The sequence below is a fragment of the Achromobacter sp. UMC71 genome, from assembly GCF_014170305.1.
Classification (GTDB): domain Bacteria; phylum Pseudomonadota; class Gammaproteobacteria; order Burkholderiales; family Burkholderiaceae_B; genus Achromobacter.
Genome location: NZ_LZZT01000031.1, coordinates 66,771 through 83,312, shown reverse-complemented (window position 1 = coordinate 83,312; position 16,542 = coordinate 66,771). Strand labels below are relative to the sequence as shown.

19 protein-coding genes and 1 pseudogene are annotated in these 16,542 nt (G+C 66.9%); 3 read left to right on the top strand and 17 right to left on the bottom strand.

Going from position 1 to position 16,542, the window contains the following annotated elements:
* Positions 1 to 20: 20 nt before the first annotated feature.
* The 8 genes from A9974_RS14535 to A9974_RS14500 all read right to left on the bottom strand — a co-directional run bounded on the left by A9974_RS14535 (position 21) and on the right by A9974_RS14500 (position 9,423).
* Complete coding sequence (locus A9974_RS14535) at positions 21 to 1,334, bottom strand: acyl-CoA thioesterase/bile acid-CoA:amino acid N-acyltransferase family protein (protein WP_183004879.1); 1,314 nt, start codon at positions 1,332 to 1,334, stop codon at positions 21 to 23.
* 4 nt (positions 1,335 to 1,338) lie between these two features.
* On the bottom strand, positions 1,339 to 2,910 hold the full coding sequence (locus A9974_RS14530; protein ID WP_183004878.1) for an ABC transporter substrate-binding protein: 1,572 nt from the start codon (positions 2,908 to 2,910) through the stop codon (positions 1,339 to 1,341).
* Positions 2,911 to 2,987: 77 nt separating this feature from the next.
* A complete protein-coding gene (locus A9974_RS14525) occupies positions 2,988 to 4,058 on the bottom strand; it encodes an ABC transporter ATP-binding protein (protein ID WP_255468171.1) in 1,071 nt (356 codons plus the stop codon).
* Positions 4,055 to 5,089: an ABC transporter ATP-binding protein gene (locus A9974_RS14520; protein ID WP_183004877.1), complete on the bottom strand. Its 1,035-nt coding sequence runs from the start codon at positions 5,087 to 5,089 to the stop codon at positions 4,055 to 4,057. The genes A9974_RS14525 and A9974_RS14520 overlap by 4 nt, the downstream gene beginning before the upstream one ends.
* On the bottom strand, positions 5,086 to 5,997 hold the full coding sequence (locus tag A9974_RS14515; RefSeq protein WP_183004876.1) for an ABC transporter permease: 912 nt from the start codon (positions 5,995 to 5,997) through the stop codon (positions 5,086 to 5,088). Before A9974_RS14515 ends, A9974_RS14520 begins: the two co-directional genes overlap by 4 nt.
* Complete coding sequence (locus A9974_RS14510) at positions 5,994 to 6,968, bottom strand: ABC transporter permease (protein ID WP_183004875.1); 975 nt, start codon at positions 6,966 to 6,968, stop codon at positions 5,994 to 5,996. Before A9974_RS14510 ends, A9974_RS14515 begins: the two co-directional genes overlap by 4 nt.
* Entirely contained in the window at positions 6,965 to 8,449 is a 1,485-nt protein-coding gene (locus tag A9974_RS14505) for an NAD(P)/FAD-dependent oxidoreductase (RefSeq protein ID WP_183004874.1), read from the bottom strand. The genes A9974_RS14510 and A9974_RS14505 overlap by 4 nt, the downstream gene beginning before the upstream one ends.
* Complete coding sequence (locus tag A9974_RS14500; protein WP_183004873.1) at positions 8,446 to 9,423, bottom strand: LysR family transcriptional regulator; 978 nt, start codon at positions 9,421 to 9,423, stop codon at positions 8,446 to 8,448. Before A9974_RS14500 ends, A9974_RS14505 begins: the two co-directional genes overlap by 4 nt.
* 473 nt (positions 9,424 to 9,896) lie before the next feature.
* On the opposite strand from A9974_RS14500, the gene A9974_RS14495 reads away from it, so the two are divergent.
* Positions 9,897 to 10,088 carry a hypothetical protein gene (locus A9974_RS14495; protein WP_183004872.1) on the top strand — a complete coding sequence of 64 codons (192 nt, stop codon included), beginning with the start codon at positions 9,897 to 9,899 and terminating at the stop codon, positions 10,086 to 10,088.
* 27 nt (positions 10,089 to 10,115) lie between these two features.
* Here the strand turns inward: A9974_RS14495 and A9974_RS14490 are convergent, their stop codons facing one another.
* The 4 genes from A9974_RS14490 to A9974_RS14475 form a co-directional block, all read right to left on the bottom strand.
* Positions 10,116 to 10,406 carry a GNAT family N-acetyltransferase gene (locus tag A9974_RS14490; RefSeq protein ID WP_370539634.1) on the bottom strand — a complete coding sequence of 97 codons (291 nt, stop codon included), beginning with the start codon at positions 10,404 to 10,406 and terminating at the stop codon, positions 10,116 to 10,118.
* Positions 10,407 to 10,453: 47 nt separating this feature from the next.
* Positions 10,454 to 10,840 carry a hypothetical protein gene (locus tag A9974_RS14485; RefSeq protein ID WP_183004871.1) on the bottom strand — a complete coding sequence of 129 codons (387 nt, stop codon included), beginning with the start codon at positions 10,838 to 10,840 and terminating at the stop codon, positions 10,454 to 10,456.
* A gap of 88 nt (positions 10,841 to 10,928) precedes the next feature.
* Entirely contained in the window at positions 10,929 to 11,201 is a 273-nt protein-coding gene (locus tag A9974_RS14480) for a hypothetical protein (RefSeq protein ID WP_183004870.1), read from the bottom strand.
* 67 nt (positions 11,202 to 11,268) lie between these two features.
* Positions 11,269 to 11,478: a hypothetical protein gene (locus A9974_RS14475; RefSeq protein WP_183004869.1), complete on the bottom strand. Its 210-nt coding sequence runs from the start codon at positions 11,476 to 11,478 to the stop codon at positions 11,269 to 11,271.
* 86 nt (positions 11,479 to 11,564) lie between these two features.
* Here A9974_RS14475 and A9974_RS14470 point away from each other — a divergent pair, with 86 nt between their 5' ends.
* Positions 11,565 to 11,804: a hypothetical protein gene (locus A9974_RS14470; RefSeq protein ID WP_183004868.1), complete on the top strand. Its 240-nt coding sequence runs from the start codon at positions 11,565 to 11,567 to the stop codon at positions 11,802 to 11,804.
* Between the two features lie 256 nt (positions 11,805 to 12,060).
* Here A9974_RS14470 and A9974_RS14465 read toward each other — a convergent pair whose 3' ends face one another.
* The gene (locus A9974_RS14465) at positions 12,061 to 13,026 is read right to left on the bottom strand and encodes a 2-hydroxyacid dehydrogenase (protein ID WP_183004867.1); all 966 of its coding nucleotides are present in this window, start codon (positions 13,024 to 13,026) and stop codon (positions 12,061 to 12,063) included.
* 11 nt (positions 13,027 to 13,037) lie between these two features.
* A complete protein-coding gene (locus tag A9974_RS14460; RefSeq protein ID WP_183004866.1) occupies positions 13,038 to 14,033 on the bottom strand; it encodes a tripartite tricarboxylate transporter substrate binding protein in 996 nt (331 codons plus the stop codon).
* Positions 14,034 to 14,265: 232 nt separating this feature from the next.
* On the opposite strand from A9974_RS14460, the gene A9974_RS14455 reads away from it, so the two are divergent.
* Positions 14,266 to 15,144, top strand: coding sequence for a LysR family transcriptional regulator (locus A9974_RS14455; protein ID WP_183004865.1), 879 nt, complete (start codon positions 14,266 to 14,268; stop codon positions 15,142 to 15,144).
* A 39-nt stretch (positions 15,145 to 15,183) separates the two neighbouring features.
* On the opposite strand, the pseudogene A9974_RS14450 reads toward A9974_RS14455, so the two are convergent.
* The 3 genes and pseudogenes from A9974_RS14450 to A9974_RS14440 all read right to left on the bottom strand — a co-directional run.
* Positions 15,184 to 15,390 (bottom strand): annotated as a pseudogene (locus A9974_RS14450) (hypothetical protein); the annotation flags it as partial.
* A 5-nt stretch (positions 15,391 to 15,395) separates the two neighbouring features.
* A complete protein-coding gene (locus A9974_RS14445) occupies positions 15,396 to 15,779 on the bottom strand; it encodes a DCC1-like thiol-disulfide oxidoreductase family protein (RefSeq protein WP_183004864.1) in 384 nt (127 codons plus the stop codon).
* A 41-nt stretch (positions 15,780 to 15,820) separates the two neighbouring features.
* Complete coding sequence (locus A9974_RS14440; RefSeq protein ID WP_183004863.1) at positions 15,821 to 16,465, bottom strand: DUF2239 family protein; 645 nt, start codon at positions 16,463 to 16,465, stop codon at positions 15,821 to 15,823.
* Positions 16,466 to 16,542: the final 77 nt, after the last annotated feature.

Here is a 16,542-nt window from a genome sequence, read left to right as displayed (position 1 = left end):
TGAGAGTGTCTCCTTGGATGTCATTGAGCCGGTTTGGCGGCCGCACTGGCCTTCACCGCCGCGTCCAGGAACTTCAACACGCCTTCCCAGGATTCCTGGTCGGCGCGGGCGTTGTCCTTGGGGTTGCCGCCGCTGGTGCTGATCTTGCCGGACACGGGGTGCGCATAGACCAGCTGCGTGGTCGGCACATACGGGAACAGGATGGAATGCCCGCCGTTCTCGTAGTCCAGCCACTTGACCGGATACGGGTGCTTCACCTCGGCCAGCTTGTCCCGCACCATCTTCGAATACAGGCTTGAAGGCCACGAGCCGTCATCGGTGGCGGACAGCAGCATGACCGGGCCCTGGATATCCTCGACCCGGATGCGGGCCCGCGCCACGGCGTCGGGGTCCTGCAAGGCGGTGAGAATGGCCTTTTCGTGCCGGTGCGGGTTGGGGCCTTCGTCGAACGGCGCCCAGGTGGCGGTGCGGTTGTTTTCCCAGACGTGGGGCAACGGCTTGCCGCCCAGCAGCCAGGTCGGGCCTTCGCGGCCGATCTTCGGGTCGCAGGCGTTCTGGCCGCTGTGGACGACGGCGCCGGGCACGTAGGCGACCACCGCCGACACTTCGGTGGGGAAGGTGGCGCCCAGTAGCAGCACCAGTTCGCCGCCGCGCGACTGGCCGCTGATGGCGACGAAGTCGTGCTTGGGCTGGACCTTCTGGCGCAGCCAGCGCAGGCCGGTCTGGAAGTACTCCAGCGGGGTGTTGGAGATGTAGTCGGACAGGCCCGGCGCCTTGAAGTAGGCCAGGGCAAAGGCGGCGTAGCCGCGCGAGGCATACAGCGCCGCGCGCGGTTCGTTGATGCCGCCGCCCGAGCCGTTCAGGATCATCACGGCCGGGTGCGAGCCGGGCGTGGCGCCGGCCGGCAGGTACAGCGTGCCGACCAGGCCTGCTTCGCGCACGTCGATGCGGGTGACGCCGTCGGCGGCCAGGCGCTGGACGAAGCGGCCCTGGGCCTGTGCCCCGGCGGCGCGCACGACGATGTCGGTGACCAGCGCGTCGGTGACCGGATGGTTGAAGTGTTCGCGGCTGGGCGAGTCCACGGGCGACTGCGACCACACCAGGCCCATGGGCGACACGCCGGCGTAGTCGCCCGAGGCCGGGGCGTCGCGCGACAGGTCGACCACGCCGTCCTCGCCCGCCACGAACGCGGCGTGGCTTTGCCACAGCACGCCGTTGCGGCGGGTCAAGGCGGTGATCTCGACCGTCTGGCCGGGCGCGACATGCTCGACCCGGATGTGGCGAGGCACGTCGATCAACGCGTCTGCGGGGGAGATGGAAAGGGTCGGGACCATGGCGTTACTTGCCCGCGTCCTTGGTGACCATCATGGCCGCGGTGCGGTCGCTGGTCATCGGGGTGACCTTCAGGCCCTTCTTGGTGGCCCAGATGTTCTTGTAGTGGTACAGCGGGATGATGCCGACGTCGTCGGCCACGATCTTGACCGAGTCGCGCAGGATGGCTTCGCGCTTGGCTACGTCGAATTCCGAGGTGGACTGGTCCAGCGCGGCATCGACCTTCGGGTTGCTGTAGTGGCCCCAGTTGGAGGCGCCCAGGCCCTTCTTGGCGTCGACGGTGGCCAGGATGTTGACCAGCGCGTAGCTGGCTTCACCCGTGCCGTTGCCCCACGCCAGCATGCTGACGGCGAATTCGTTCTTGTTGGCGCGGCCCGAGTACACGGCCCACGGCACGACTTCCACCTGGGTCTTGACGCCGACGCGGGTCCAGAACTGCGCCACCGCCTGGGCGGTTTCCGGGCCTTGCGGGTAGCGGTCGTTCGGCACGTGCATGGTCAGCTTGAAGCCGTCGGGGTAGCCCGCGGCGGCCAGCAGCTTCTTGGCCTGTTCGACATCGTTGGGGATGTCTTTCACATCGGGGTTGTAGCCGAAGGTGCCCTTGGGCATCCACTGGTTGGCTTCGGTGGCGGCGCCTTGCAGGATGCGGTCGGCGATGGCCTTGCGGTTGATGGCCAGGTTCAGGGCCTGGCGCACACGCACGTCCAGGAGCGGGTTCTTGTCCAGCGGCTTGCCGTTGTTGTCGGTGATGTACTGGTTGGGCGCGGGGTTGAAGCTGGGCTGCAGGATCATCACGCGCAGGCCGTCATAGGGATAGACGGACACGTTCGGGGCCTTTTGCAGCTTGGCCAGGTCGGACACCGAGACCTTGTCGATCACGTCCACGTCGCCGGCCAGCAGGGCGGCGGTGCGGGCGGCGGCGTTGTTGATGTAGCGGTAGTTGACCTTGTCCCAGGTGGCCTTCTCGCCCCAGTAGCCGTCGTTGCGTTCCATGATGACGCGGTCGCCGGGGGTGTAGGACACGAATTTGTACGGGCCGGTGCCGATCATGGCCTTGCCCGAGTTGTAGTCTTCGGTGGTCGATTTTTCACCGACGTGCTTGCTGACGACGTGGACCGATGCCAGGTTCAGCGGCAGGTCGGGGTTGGGGGTCTTGGTCTTGACGATCAGCGTCAGCGGGTCCTTGGCGGTCATCGTGTCGATGGTGCGCAGGTAGCCGGCGTAGGTGGCCACGCTGCCGGGCACGGCGCGGGCGCGGGTGTACGAATAGATCAGGTCGTCGGCGGTGAACGGCGTGCCGTCCTGCCACTTGACGCCTTCGCGCAGCTTGAATTCCCAGGTGGTGCTGTCCAGCGGCTTCCAGCTGACGGCCAGGCCGGGCTGCAGCTTGTTCCACTTGTTCTCGATCAGCAGGTCCCAGAAGTGCAGGGCCACCGAACGGTCGCCGGCATGGTTGTTCAGTTGCGGGTCCAGCGACGACAGCGGGTCGGCAAAGCCGATGGACAGGTTGTCGGCCGAGGCCGCGGCAGACACGCCCAGGATGGCGGCGGTCAGGGTCGAGAGAATCAGGCGTTTCATGTTCGGAGTCCTTGGTGAGGGGGAACGAGCAGTAAAGGTTCCATGGATCGCGGCGCAGGCGCCGCGGTCCGCGAGCGTCAGGCCATGTCGTTCAGGTGACAGGCGCTCAGGTGGTTGATGGCGATTCCCTTCAAAGTGGGAACCTCGGTTTTGCAGCGCGGCATCGCATGCGGACATCGCGGATGGAAGTGGCAGCCAGAGGGCGGGTTCAGCGGGCTGGGAATCTCTCCCTTGATGGCGGTAAAGGTCTTGTGGCGCGATTTCAGGTTGGGAATCTCGGCCAGCAGCGCCTGGGTATAAGGGTGGTTGGGGCGCTGGAACACCTCGTCGACCGTGGCCGTTTCCACGACACGGCCCAGGTACATGATGACCACGCGGTCCGACAGGTGCTCGACCACGCCCAGGTCGTGGCTGATGAAGAGATACGTCAGGTTCAGCTGTTCGCGCAGGTCCATGAACAGGTTCAGGATCTGCGCCTGGATGGACACGTCCAGCGCGGCCACGGCTTCGTCGCACACCAGCATCGACGGCTGCACCGCCAGGGCGCGGGCAATGCCGATGCGCTGGCGCTGGCCGCCGCTGAACTGGTGCGGATAGCGCTGGCGCAGCGCAGGGTCCAGCCCGGCGCGCTGCAGCTGGGCGCTGACGTAGTCGTCGAAGTCGCCGTTGCCCACCAGCCCGTGGATGCGGGCCGCTTCGCCCACGATCTCGTCCACGCGCAGGCGCGGGTTGAGGCTGGCGTAGGGGTCCTGGAAGATCATCTGCACTTTCAGGCGGGCGGCGTGGGCTTCGGCCGACGTCATCTCGGCCGGACGGCGGCCGTTGATCAATACTTCGCCGCCGGACGGCGTGAGCAGGCCCGCGGCAATGCGGCCCAGGGTGGACTTGCCGCAGCCGGATTCACCGACCAGGCCGACCACTTCGCCGGGGTTCACGATCAGGTCGACGTGGTCGACGGCGCGCGTGACGGCCGGCGGTTTGGACAGGCCCAGGCGCTGCAAGGCGCGGCCGGCGGCGCCCACGGGGCGTTCGCCAAAGCGCTTGCTGACCTGGCGCAGGTCGATCAGGGGCGTGACGCCGGCTTGTGCGCCGGCCGGCGTGTCAGGCTGCGCTTGCAACGGCGTGCCGATAGCGGATTGCTGGCTCATGCCGCCACCTCGCGCAGTTGAATCGTCGGGTGAAAGCAGCGCACCTGGTGGCCGGGCAGCACGTCGGTGATGGGGGGCGCCTGGCCGCACTGCGCCGTGGCGCGCGCGCAGCGCGCCGCGAACGCACAGCCGGCGGGCAGGTTGAGCAGGTTGGGCGTCATTCCGGGAATCTGGCGCAGGCGCTGGCCGCGCTGGTTGTTGCTGGGCAGGCTGTCGATCAGGCCTACCGTGTAGGGGTGCTGGGGGCGGTCCAGCACGTCGTCGACCTTGCCGTGTTCGACGATGCGGCCGGCATACATCACGGCCACGTCGTCGGCCAATCCGGCTACCACCGACAGGTCGTGGGTGATCCAGATGAGGCTGGTGCCGTGCTGCTGCGCGAGCTTCTGCACTTCGGACAGGATCTGCGCCTGTATGGTGACGTCCAGCGCGGTGGTCGGTTCGTCGGCGATGATCAGGTCGGGGCGATGCAGCATGGCGATCGCAATCGCCACGCGCTGGCGCATGCCGCCGGACAGCTGGTGCGGGTAGGCCAACAGGCGCTCTTCGGGGCTGGGAATACCCATCATGCCCAGCGTGTCGCGGGCCAGTTCGCGGGCCTGCGCTTTGCTCATCTTGTTGTGGGCGCGCACCGTTTCGATCATCTGCACGTCCACCCGCAAGACGGGGTTCAGCGTCATCATCGGATCCTGGAAGATCATGGCGATGCGGTTGCCCTGCAGCTTGCGCAGTTCGCGCGGAGCCAGCCGGGTCAGGTCGCGGCCCTGGAACAGCACCTGGCCGCCCACCACGCGGCCGGGGGCATCGACCAGGCCCATGATGGAAAAGCCCGTGACGGATTTGCCCGAGCCGGACTCGCCGACCAGGCCCAGGATCTTGCCGCGCTCCAGCGTGAAGGACACGTCGTCCACGGCGGGCAGTACACCGTCGCGGGTGAAGAAGTGGGTGCGCAGGTTGCGCACTTCCAGCGTGGCCGGGGCGGCCGGATTCGATACGGCGGCCGGCGCCGCGGCGGGGCGGACGGCGGTCATTTGTGGGTCCTCGGGTTCAGCACGTCGCGCAGGCGGTCGCCCACCAGGTTGATCGCCACGATAGTGACGAGCAGCGCGATGCCGGGGTAGAAGCTGATCCAGTATTCACCGGACAGCATGTATTGGAAGCCGTTGGAAATCAGCAGGCCCAGCGACGGTTCGGTCACCGGCACGCCCAGGCCCAGGAAGCTCAGCGTGGCTTCCAGCGTGATGGCGCGCGCGATCTGCAAGGTGCCGATGACGATCAGCGGCGGCAGGCAGTTCGGCAGGATGTGCTTGAGCATGATCCGCCAGTTGGGAATGTCCAGGCAGCGGGCGGCTTCGACGTATTCGCGGCGGCGCTCGACCAGGGCCTGGCCGCGCGCGGTGCGGGCGTAGTAGGCCCATTCCAGGATCACCAGCGTCAGCACCACGTTGCCCACGCCCTTGCCCAGGTAGGCCAGGATCATCATGGCTACCAGGATGGACGGGAACGACAGGATCAGGTCGACCAGGCGCATGATCAGCGCGTCGACCTTGCCGCCGGCATACGCCGCCAGCAGGCCGAGCAGCGTGCCGATGACGCCGGCGATCAGCGCCGAGCCCACGCCTACCATCAGGCTGATGCGCAGGCCGTACAGGATGCCCGACAGCAGGTCGCGGCCCTGGCCGTCGGTGCCCAGCCAGTAGTGGAAGGTGCCCAGGCCGTTCATCGAGCCCGGCGTCATGCGCGAATCCAGCACGTCGATCTGCAGCAGGTCGTACGGGTTCTGCGGCGAGATCCATGGCGCCAGCACGGCCGCCAGAATCAGCAGGGTGGCGATGACCAGGCCGAACACCGCGGTCTTGGACGACAGGAACTCGGTCAGATTACGGCGCCAGGGGGATTCACGGCGCAGAACAGGGGTCGGTGTCGAAGTGGCGCTCATGCCGAGGCCTCCAGCCGCACCCGGGGGTCCAGCACTTTATAAAGAATGTCCACGATCAGATTCAGCGTCACGAACAGGCACACCACCACGATCAGGTAGGCGACGATCACGGGGCGGTCCAGCGCGTTCAGGCTGTCCAGGATCAGCTTGCCGGCGCCGGGCCAGGCGAAGATGCTCTCGGTGATGACGGCGAACGCGATGGTCGAGCCCAGTTCCAGGCCCAGCACCGTTACCAGCGGGATCATGGTGTTGCGCAGTACGTGCACACCGACCACGCGCAGCGGCGACAGGCCTTTGGCGCGCGCGAACTTGACGAAGTCCAGCGGCATCACGTCGCGCACGCCGGCGCGGGTCAGGCGGATCACGAGCGAGATCTTGAACAGCGACAGGTTCAGCGCCGGCAGGATCAGGTGGCGCCAGCCGTCGGCCGTCAGCCACGACCACTGGAAGCCCAGGAATTCCACCGTCTGGCCGCGGCCGCTGGCCGGCAACCAGCCCAGCGACACGCTGAAGGTCATGATCAGCATCAGCGCGACCCAGAAGGTCGGCAGCGAAAAGCCCACGATGCTGCCCGCCATGATCAGTTTGGAAAAGCGGCTGTCCGGATACAGCCCGGCCAACAGGCCCAGCGGCAGCCCGATGACGACCGCCAGCAGCAGGGCGGCGATCGCCAGTTCCAGCGTGGCCGGCAGGCGCTGGATCACCAGCTCGATGGCGGGGATGTTGTAGACGAAGCTGTTGCCCAGGTTGCCATGCAGCGCGCCGTTCAGAAAGCCCAGATACTGCTGCCACAGGGGCTTGTCCAGGCCGAGCTCGGCGATGATGCGGGCGCGGTCGATCTGGTCGACGTCCTGGCCGATCAGGATGTCCACCGGGTTGCCGATGGCGTGCAGGCCCACGAAGACGATCAGCGTCATCAACAGCACAACCACCGCGGCTTGCGCGATGCGGCGTAGCAGCCAACCGGTCATTGCGCGGTCTCCGCTTGCCTGGCCGCGCCGGGCGCCGGGGCCGGCGTCCATTCGTCGCCGAACACCTCGGGTTCCGAGAACGCTTCCATGTTGGCGTAGTGGATCGCCACGTCTTCGCGGTAGAACAGGCCAGCTATGCCTTGCGCCAGGCGCTTGGCGCCTTCGCTGATGGCGGGGATGTCGCCCGACACGGTGCCCTGGGTCAGCGCGGCCGGGTACGAGAAGCAATGCACCCGGTCCAGGCCCGGACAGGCGCCGGCGGTCTTTTCCTGCAATTCGAACACGGGGCCCAGGTCGGGCGAATCGTGCAACTCCTGATCTTCTTCGCCGGCTGGCGGGGTGTAGCGGTCGCCCCAGGCGCGCACGTGCGGGGCCAGCGCCGCGAATTCCGGACGCACGGTCCAGTCGATGCGAAAGCCCGTCGAGAAGATCAGGAAGTCCAGCGTGAACACGCCCTTGGGGGTGCTGACGCGGATGTCATCACCGGCTTGTTCCACGTCCTGCACGCCGCAGCCCAGGTTGAAATAGGCATTGGGGTGGCGTGATACGCGCAGCGTGCTGCCGCGCGGCGGTGGCACTTGGGCGGCGTTGATGTAGTGGCGGATCTTCCACTTCCAGTCGTCGGGCAGGTTCAGGTGGCCGTGGGTCAGGCCCGGATTGCCGGCGCCCTTGCCCTTGTTGATGCGGGGAATGTCGTTGCGGCGGATCAGCAGATCGACGCTGGCGGCGCCGGCTTCCAAGGCGGTGGCGGCACTGTCCATGGCCGAGGCGCCCGCGCCTACCACGCCGACGCGCTTGCCGGCCAGGGTGGCGTAGTCCATCACGTCCGACGAATGCGCCCAGCGGTCGCGCGGCAGCTTGTGCGCAAAGGCGGGCACATAGGCGCCGCCCAAGCCGTCGCGGCCGGTGGCCAGCACTACGCGGCGCGCCAGCACCGTGCTGCGGCCGGCGGGCGATTCAATATCCAGCTGCACCAGCTGGTCGGCGCGTGGCAGCACGGCCAGGATGCGGTGCTCGTTGCGCACGTCCAGGTTCAGCACGCGGCGGTACCAGCGCAGGTAATCCATCCATTGCAGGCGCGGGATCTTGTCCAGCGCTTCCCAGGCCTGCAGGCCGAACTGCGCTTCGAACCAGGCGCGGAAGGTCAGCGCGGGCAGGCCCAGCGCCGGGCCCGTCAATTGCTTGGGCGAGCGCAGCGTTTCCATGCGGGCCGTGGTGGCCCAGGGGCCTTCATAGCCTTCCGGGGCCTGATCGAAGATGGGGGCATTGATGCCCAGGTGCGTCAGCGACGCGGCCGCGGCCAGGCCGGCCATGCCGCCGCCCACGACGGCCACGTCCAGCACCGGCTGGCCATCGACCGTGCGCGGGGTGACCCAGTTCTTGGCGGGGATCTCCAGCCAGGACAGATCCTGGCGCAGGCGGGCCTCCAGGCTGGCCAGGCCTTGCGGCGCGGTGGCCGGGGTGGCAATGGGCAAAGTCATAGTGCGGGGGTATCCGTAAGAGGGGCGTCATCACCGTAGATGGACTGCAGCAGCGCGCCATGCTGGCAGGCGTCGTGCATCACGAACCCGGGCAGGAGCGCCGCGGCGGCTTGCGCCAGGGCGTCGGCCAGGGCCTGGCAGGCAGGCGTCAACGCTTGCGACTGCGGGGTGATGACCCCGAAGAAAAAGGGGATGTCCAGGTCGATCGGCCGGATCGCCACGCCCGCCATCGGCGCACCGTAGGCGGTAATGGGTTCCAGCACCGACACGCCCAGTCCGGCGCGCACGGCGGCCAGGGCGTTGACGGACGAATTGGTTTCAATGGCGCCCAGCGGATGGCCGTTGGGCGGCAGCGCCGCGTCCAGGCGGCGGCGCAGGCGGTAGGGATTGGCCATGGTGATCACGCGGCGTCCGGCCAGTTCGGCCACGGGCACCACGGCATGGCGGGCGGCCGGATCGTCTTCCGGCAACGCCACCACACAGGGCGCCTGCCCGATCCAATGCACGGTCAGGCCGCGATGTTCCAGCGGCAGGCTGGTCGCGCCCAATTGCGCCGTGCCGCTCAGCACCGCGTGCACCACGCGTTCGGGCGAAGCGCTGCGCAGTTGAATGCGCGCGGCGCCGGTCTGCGCCTCGATGCGCTTGAGCGCGTCGGGCACCAGCCCGGCGGCCAGCGCCGAGGTGGCCGCCAGCAGCAGCGGTTGGGCTTGGCCGCGGGCGATTTCCTCGGCCCGGCCGCGAATCTGCTGCAGGCTGGACAGGGCCCGTTCCACATCGTCATACAGCAGGAAGCCCTGCTCGGTGGGCGTTACGCGCGGTCCGCTGCGGGCGAACAGGGCATAGCCGATCTCCGCTTCCAGTTCTTGCAGCAGACGGCTGATCGCCGGTTGCGAGCGGCCGAGCAACCGCCCGGCAGCGGTGACGCTGCCTGTGGACATGACGGCCGCGAAGGCCTCGAGTTGGCGAAGTTCCATCTGGGGTGCTTTATGCTCAGGACGAATTCTTGCGCACTCAGTATGCGCTTTACAAATAATTAAAGGGCATAAGCAAATTCCCTAATGGGGATTTCCTGATGTCTTTTCATTACGGCAAGTTATTTCAACGGCTTACGGGATTTCTCGTAAGCCACCACTCGCAAGCGGGGGACTTTTGGCGGGGCTTCCCGTTGGTGCAGGTCCCGCGGGCGCCCAATCGCTGAACACCCTTGGTGGCGGGGTGGCGCCCAGTGACGCAGGGATCACCGGCCGAGCAAGCGGCAGCGAAGAAGCGGTGACCGTTTCGGGGCCGGATTCGACATGGCCCCTTTCCGCTGCGAACGGCTTGCGGACCGGCGGCCGCCTTTTGGATCAGAAAACGGAAAAGTGTTTTCCATTTCCTGATATATTGACGGAGTGTAAATCCGGCCCCAATTCCTCGCGGAATGCGCATGAGCAGACATAGAGTTGCCTTGAGCAGAATGTTTCGCGTGGTGCGCAAGCACTGGCGCCCCTTTGTGTTGGGGGTGCTGATTGTGTTCACTATCGCGACGACCTGCTATCTGTACGCCCACGGTGCTGACCGAGGCGAGCGCGCCGCGCTTGCGATTGGGGGTACGCTGGTCGGCATGCTGGGTATCGCCGCCTGGGTCTGCCGGCGCTGACAGGCCAGGCCCGCTCCCGGTATCGAACTACCGCAAGCGCGCCATGCTGTACACGTCCGCATAGCCGCCGTTCCGGATGGCGTAGTCGCGCAATTGCCCTTCGACTTCAAAGCCACGCTTGCGATAGAGCGCCACGGCGGCCTCGTTATCGCAATAGACCGAGAGCTCGACCCGGCGCAGTTTCATCCAGTTGTCGGCGATGCCCAGCAGCGCGCCCAAGAGGCGGCTGCCGGTGCCTTGGCGGTGCCAGGCGCCGGCCCCCCTCATGCCGATGGCGCCGCAATGGCGCGGCTGCCCACGATAATCGCCGTCATCCACGCCGCTAGCGTCATGCCCGATTCCTCGATGCGCTATATGAGTAGCGGTCAACGCCGCTTTTCCGGACGCCGCGGTGCGGGCAGGGGCGTGCCGACGTGGCTGGCCAGCCAGTGTTCGATCTTGTCGTCGCGCCGGGCGGCCCAGTCCCGGCCCAATTCCAGCACCAGCATGTTGCGCGTATCCCCATAGTCCTGGCCCGGGGCCTTCTGGAACATCGCCTGCCAGATTTCCGAGGCCACCAATTCCGTGGTCAGCAGGACGCCGATGCCCTTGGCGTCGATCCACAGCGGCGCCGCACGTTCGTCGACGTGGGTTTTCAGGTTTTCGAGCAGCTTCTGGGCCATCGACGCGTTGTCTTTCGAGGCGGCAATCAGGACCAGGTACTGGCGCCGGTTGCTGGACGGTTCGTCCGAGTCGCCAAAGGGATTTTCCATGGTCGTGCCTTAATGGGAATGATCTGGGGCGGCGGCCGGGAGTCGGCCGCCATTCCCGCACCTTATCATCGCAAGCCGGGGGACCGGTTCAGGCGGTGCTTTTTTCGCGCGAGGCGAGCCACGCGCGGCCTTTGTCGGTGAGCATCGCGACGGCAGGCCCGAGGGCGCCGGCATCGCCGCGTGTCAGGTCGACCAGGCCGTTGGCGGTGGCGTCTTCCCAGGCCGACAGCCGGGGGCAGGACGTGCGCCAGGCGTCCATGATGTCGGCGTAGGTGCGGGGGCGTTCAGCCACCCAGATGAGGAATTGCGCCAGGTTGCCCAGTTGGGACGCGCTGGCTTCGATGACGGGACTGTCGGACATGGCCGGCTCCGTGTGCGAGTTGCCGGTAATGACGATACTCCCGCCTTTCGCGCGTTGCCACTGGGCTTCAGGCGAGGACGGATATCGTGTCGCCCGGCCGGGCCAGCTCGTGATAGATGTCGTCCAGGTACTCGGCCAGCTCGCCGGCTGTCAATTCCGAGGGAATGACCAGGCCGGCAGCGCGTACGCGCTTGCCGGCGCCGCCCTGGTAGCAGGCCCAGGCGGCGCCTTCGCGGACGATTTCCAGTTGAAAGCGGTTATAGATATTGAATCGCATGGAGGTCGAGGCGCATCGATGTTGAACTGCACGGCAGGGGCCCGATGAGGCTACGATGGCCACCACCGGTTAACCAAGGAGCCATTATGGAAGAGCTGGACGGATTTCAGATCACGCGTGGCGCGGTGCAGGTGCAGGATGGCTTTGTGCCGGTCATTGAAGCGCATGGCCCGGCAACCGACGGCCGGATATTGCGGGGCGCGGTGACGGTGACCGAATACGGCGTCTTCGACGATCAGGAAGAGGCGATCAATGCGGGGTGGACGATCCGCGTGCGCTCGATCGTGGCCAATGGCGACGGATTATCGATACGGATCGACGAATAAAGCAGGGCGAGAGCCCTGTCTGATAATGCCCCTGAGGGGGCGTTTTGTTTTGCGGCGAACCCTGCCAGGCAAAAAAAATCCGGCCCGAAGGCCGGAAAAAATTACAACAACAAGCACAACGGCTCGCCGGCACGAGCCAGTGCGATGAGAAATTTATCAGATATGCGATAGATTTCAAGGCCTGGTGTCCATAAGTCGGACACATTCCGTTCAACGAGTTCGATTTACCCGGGGCGGCCGTTTGGGCAGTGCGGGTTTATACGACCCGCGTCACGGTTTTGCCGTCGCGGAACCAGCCGTCCAGATTGGCCAGCATCAGTTCCGCCATCGCCCGCCGGGTTTCATGGGTGCCGCTGGCAATATGCGGCAGCATCACCACGTTATCCAAGGCATTTAATTCGGCGGGCGTGGCCGGCTCGTGTTCAAACACGTCCAGCCCGGCGCCGGCGATGCGCCGCTCGCGTAGGGCGGCCACCAGGGCGGTTTCGTCCACCACGGTGCCGCGGGCGATATTGATCAGCCAGCCGTGCGGACCCAGCGCGTCCAGCACGGCGGCGTTGACCAGATGCCGCGTGGCCGCGCCGCCCGGCACGGCCAGCACCAGGAAGTCGCTTGCGGCGGCCAGTGCCAATACATCGGCGTAGTAGCGGTAATGGGCCGGCGCGTCGGCGCGCGGCTTGCGGCTGGTGTACAGGATGGGCATGTCGAAGGCTTCGGCCCGCCGCGCGATCTGCAGTCCGATATTGCCCAGGCCCACGATACCGCAGCGCTTGCCGCTCATGCGGGTGCCCAGGCCAAAGCCTTCCTGGGGCCAGCGGCCCGCGCGCACGAACCGGTCGGCTTCGGCGATGCGGCGCGGGGCGGCCAGCATCAGCGCCAGCGCCGTGTCCGCCACGCAGGCGTCCAGCACGCCCGGCGTGTTGGTGACGAGCACGTTGCGCGCCTGCGCCGCGGCCACGTCGATGGTGTCGTAGCCGACGCCGAAACTGAATACGCCTTCCAGCGCGGGCAGGGCGTCGATCAGCGTGCGCGGGGCGCCGAAGCGGCCGCTGGTGGCAATGCCGCGGATGGCCGGGCCATGTTCACGCAGCAAGGCGGCCTGGTCCGGCGCATCCCACCAGCGATGCACGCGGTAGCGCGATTCCAGGTCGGCGGTCAGTTCGGGCAGCAGGGGGCCGACCATCAGCAGGTCGGCGGCGGGGGTGTTCAGGGCGGATGTCATGGGTGTGTTGCCTACTGGACTTGTATATGGCGGGTCTTGATGATCTGGCCGTAGCGTTCGCGTTCGCTGGCGGCCAGCGCTTCGAGTTCTTGAGGGGTCGATCCATGCGCCACGGCGCCTTGCGATTCCAGCTTGGTCTTCATGGCAGGGTCGCTGGCGACCTCGCGGATCGCGGCGGATAGCTTGTCGATGACCGCTTGCGGCGTGCCGGCAGGCGCTAGCACCGCGGTCCAGGACCCCGTCTGCGCGTTCTTCACGCCGGCTTCGTCGATGGTGGGCACGCCGGGCAGGGCGGGCGAGCGCGTGGCGCCGGTCACGGCCAGCGCGCGCAGTTTGCCGGAATTGACGTAGGGGATGGTCTCCAGCACCGACGCGAACAGCATGTCCACCCGGCCAGCCATCAGGTCCGTCATCGCCGGGCCGCCCCCCTTGTAGGGCACGTGCATCAGGTCGGTTCCCGTGGCTTGCTGGAAGATCTCGCCGGACAGGTGCGGCGCGCCGCCGGTGCCCGAGCTGGCGTAGGTGTGTTTGCCGGGCTGCGCACGCGCCAGCGTCACCAGTTCGGCGACGTCCTTGGCGGGCAGGCTGGCGGGCACCACCAGCACGAACGGCAGATCCGAGAACAGCGACACCGGCGCGAACGCCTTGGCCGGGTCCGAATGCAGCTTGTAGATCCACGGATTGATGGCCAGCATGCCGGAATTGGCGAACAGCAGCGTGTAACCGTCGGCGTTGGCGCGCGCTACCAGGTCGGCGGCGATCTGGCCACCCGCGCCGGGGCGGTTGTCGACCACTACCGACGCGGACAGCTTGTCGCCCAACGCCGCCGCCAGCAAGCGCGCCGAGATGTCGGTGCCGCCGCCAGGGGCGAAGGGCACGATCAGGTTGATGGCGCGTTCCGGGTAGGGGGCGGCCTGCGCCGCGCCCGGCAAGACGCTGCTGGCGGCCAGGGCCAGCAGCGCGGCGATAAGCCGGATGCGTAGGCGCGCGGGGTGATTTGTCTCCATGGATTTTCTCTTTGTGGTGGATGCAGCGGGACGAAGGTCGGGCGATTCCGTCCGCGAAAATGCGGCGGCGGCTCGCCTCGAGGTTTTGAGGGCAGGGTCCGCCGACACGGCACGGGGCCTCCTTTTGTGTCGACGAACCTGGGTCTACCCCTTGCGGCCGAGTATAGGAAGGCGAGCCGATGCATGACTGTTCGAGCTATAAATAGCATTGATCAATTCAAGGATTGAATCGATGGAATTCCGCCAGCTTGAATGCTTCATCGCCGTGGCCGAAGAGCTGCACTTTGGCCGAGCCGCGCTGCGGCTGTGCATGACGCAGCCGCCGCTATCGCGCCAGATCCAGCTGCTGGAGCAGGACCTGGGCGTGACGCTGTTTGAACGCAGCAGCCGGCAAGTGGAGCTGAGCGCGGCGGGCCGGCGCTTCCTGCGCGATGCACGTCACCTGCTGGAGTATTCGGCGCGCGCCGCGGCCACCGCGCGCCGCACGTCCGGCGGCGAAGCGGGCCACATCACGCTGGGATTCACGGCGGTGGCGTCGTATCGGCTGATGCCGTCGCTGGTGATACGGGCGCGCAAGCGGCTGCCCGGCGTGGAAATTCAGCTGCGCGAAACCGTCAGCACCGACCTGTCGCGTCTGCTGGTGGCGCGCGAGGTGGACGCGATTCTGGCGCGCAGCGTGCCGCAGCAGGCCGGCATCGAGGCCCGCTTGATCGAGCGCGAACCGCTGGTGCTGGCGCTGCCGGCGGATTCGCCGCTGTGCGCGCACGCGTCGGTGCCGCTGCGCCTGCTGCAGGGGCAGCCGTTCGTGCTGTATTCGCCGCGCGAAGGGAAGTACTTCTACGATCGCATCGTGGGTGCGTTCGGGCTGGCCGATGTGCAGCCCGACTACGTGCAGCGCGCCGGCCAGACGCATACCTTGCTAGCGCTGGTGCGGGCGGGTCTGGGGGTGGGCATCGTGCCGGATTCGGCACGCGAGCTGCGCCTTGAAGGCGTGGTGTTCCGGCCGCTGGCCCAGCGCGATTTCTATGCCGACATGTACCTGGCCTGGCACGCCCAGCACGACAATCCAGCGCTGGGCGCTTTCCTGACACAGGTAGCCGAAACGGGTTAGCGCGACACGGCCTGCCTTCGGCCGTGCCAGCCTTTGGCTTTACCAGCGATGCGTGTACATCGCCGTCAGCACCGTACCCGCGGCCGGCAGGCGGCTGCTGTTCAGGCTGTTGCGCATCAGCTGGCTGTATTGCGGGTAATAGTCGCGATTGAACAGGTTTTCGACGCCCAACGTCAGCGTGTCCTGCTTGCTCAATTCGTAGCGGCTGATCAGGTCCACCGTGGTGTAGCTGCTGACCTCGCGGCGCGTATTCAGGCCGGCATCTTCTTCTTGCCCATCAGCGCCAGGGTCAGCGCGCGGCCGCGGCGCATGAAGGGGTACAGCGCGGCCGACAGGCAAGGACGGCGGAACACCGCGGCGTTCAGCTTGTTGAACAGGTCATTGCCGGTGCTGATCAGCGCCAGCCGGTTGATGCAATCGGCGCCCCAATACGTTTTGCCGTCCAGGCGCAGCAACATGCCTTCGTTCAGGTCGTAGCCCTGCTTGCGGAAGGCCGCGGCCAAATCCGCGTGCTCGCGCATGTTCAGGAGCGCGACCGGGCCGACCGCTTTCTGCAGCTGCATCATCTGCACATAGTTCGTGCAGAAGGGACAGTCGCCGTCGTACAGCAGGAAGTTCTGGGGAACGGTTTCCATAAAGAAAGCTTACCAGCAACACACGGCGCGTCGCATGCCGCCTACGCCGCCGGGTCCGCCCACGCCAACCCCATGGCGTAGTCGCGCACGTCTTGCGGCCAGTCGGCCAACTGCCTGGCGAAGCGCTCGCGGTCGTTGGCATAGAGTGCGCGCGTGGCTTCTTCGAACCCCGGCAGGTTGCCCGCCATGCTGGACATGAAGTGGTAGGCGGCTTCCTGGCGCTGGCGCTGCTGGTCGCGCGCGTCGTTGTCGCGGCGCGCCTGTTCCACCAGCTTGCGCAGCGCCACCGAGGCGCCGCCGGGCTGCGCGCCCAGCCAGTCCCAGTGGCGCGGCAGCAGCGTGACTTCACGCGGCACCACGCCCAGCTTGGGCCGCCCGCGGCCGCGCGGCGCGGCGTCGACGGCATCGGATTCATCGGCGGGGGCGGATTCCGTGTCAGCCTGCGGCTGATAACGCTGGCGGATCTGCGCGTCGTCGCCGCGCAGGTCCAGGTCCACCTGCTTGCCGGACGGGTCGGCGAACACCAGGATCGCGGCGTCGCCGCCCGCGGCCATGGCCTGCCGGACGGCCAGCGCTACATCGGCAAGGGGACCGCGTGCCAGCAGGCGATGGCCTTCAAAGGCGGTATGCAGGGCGGCGGCGGGGGCCGCGGCCGTGGGTGCAGCGGTAGGAGAAATCGAGGTCATGACGGGGATGGCAATTTTGCCCGGGTAAATATAATGGAGGGCATTGTGGGGTGTCACAAATCTCTTGTCAATATAAT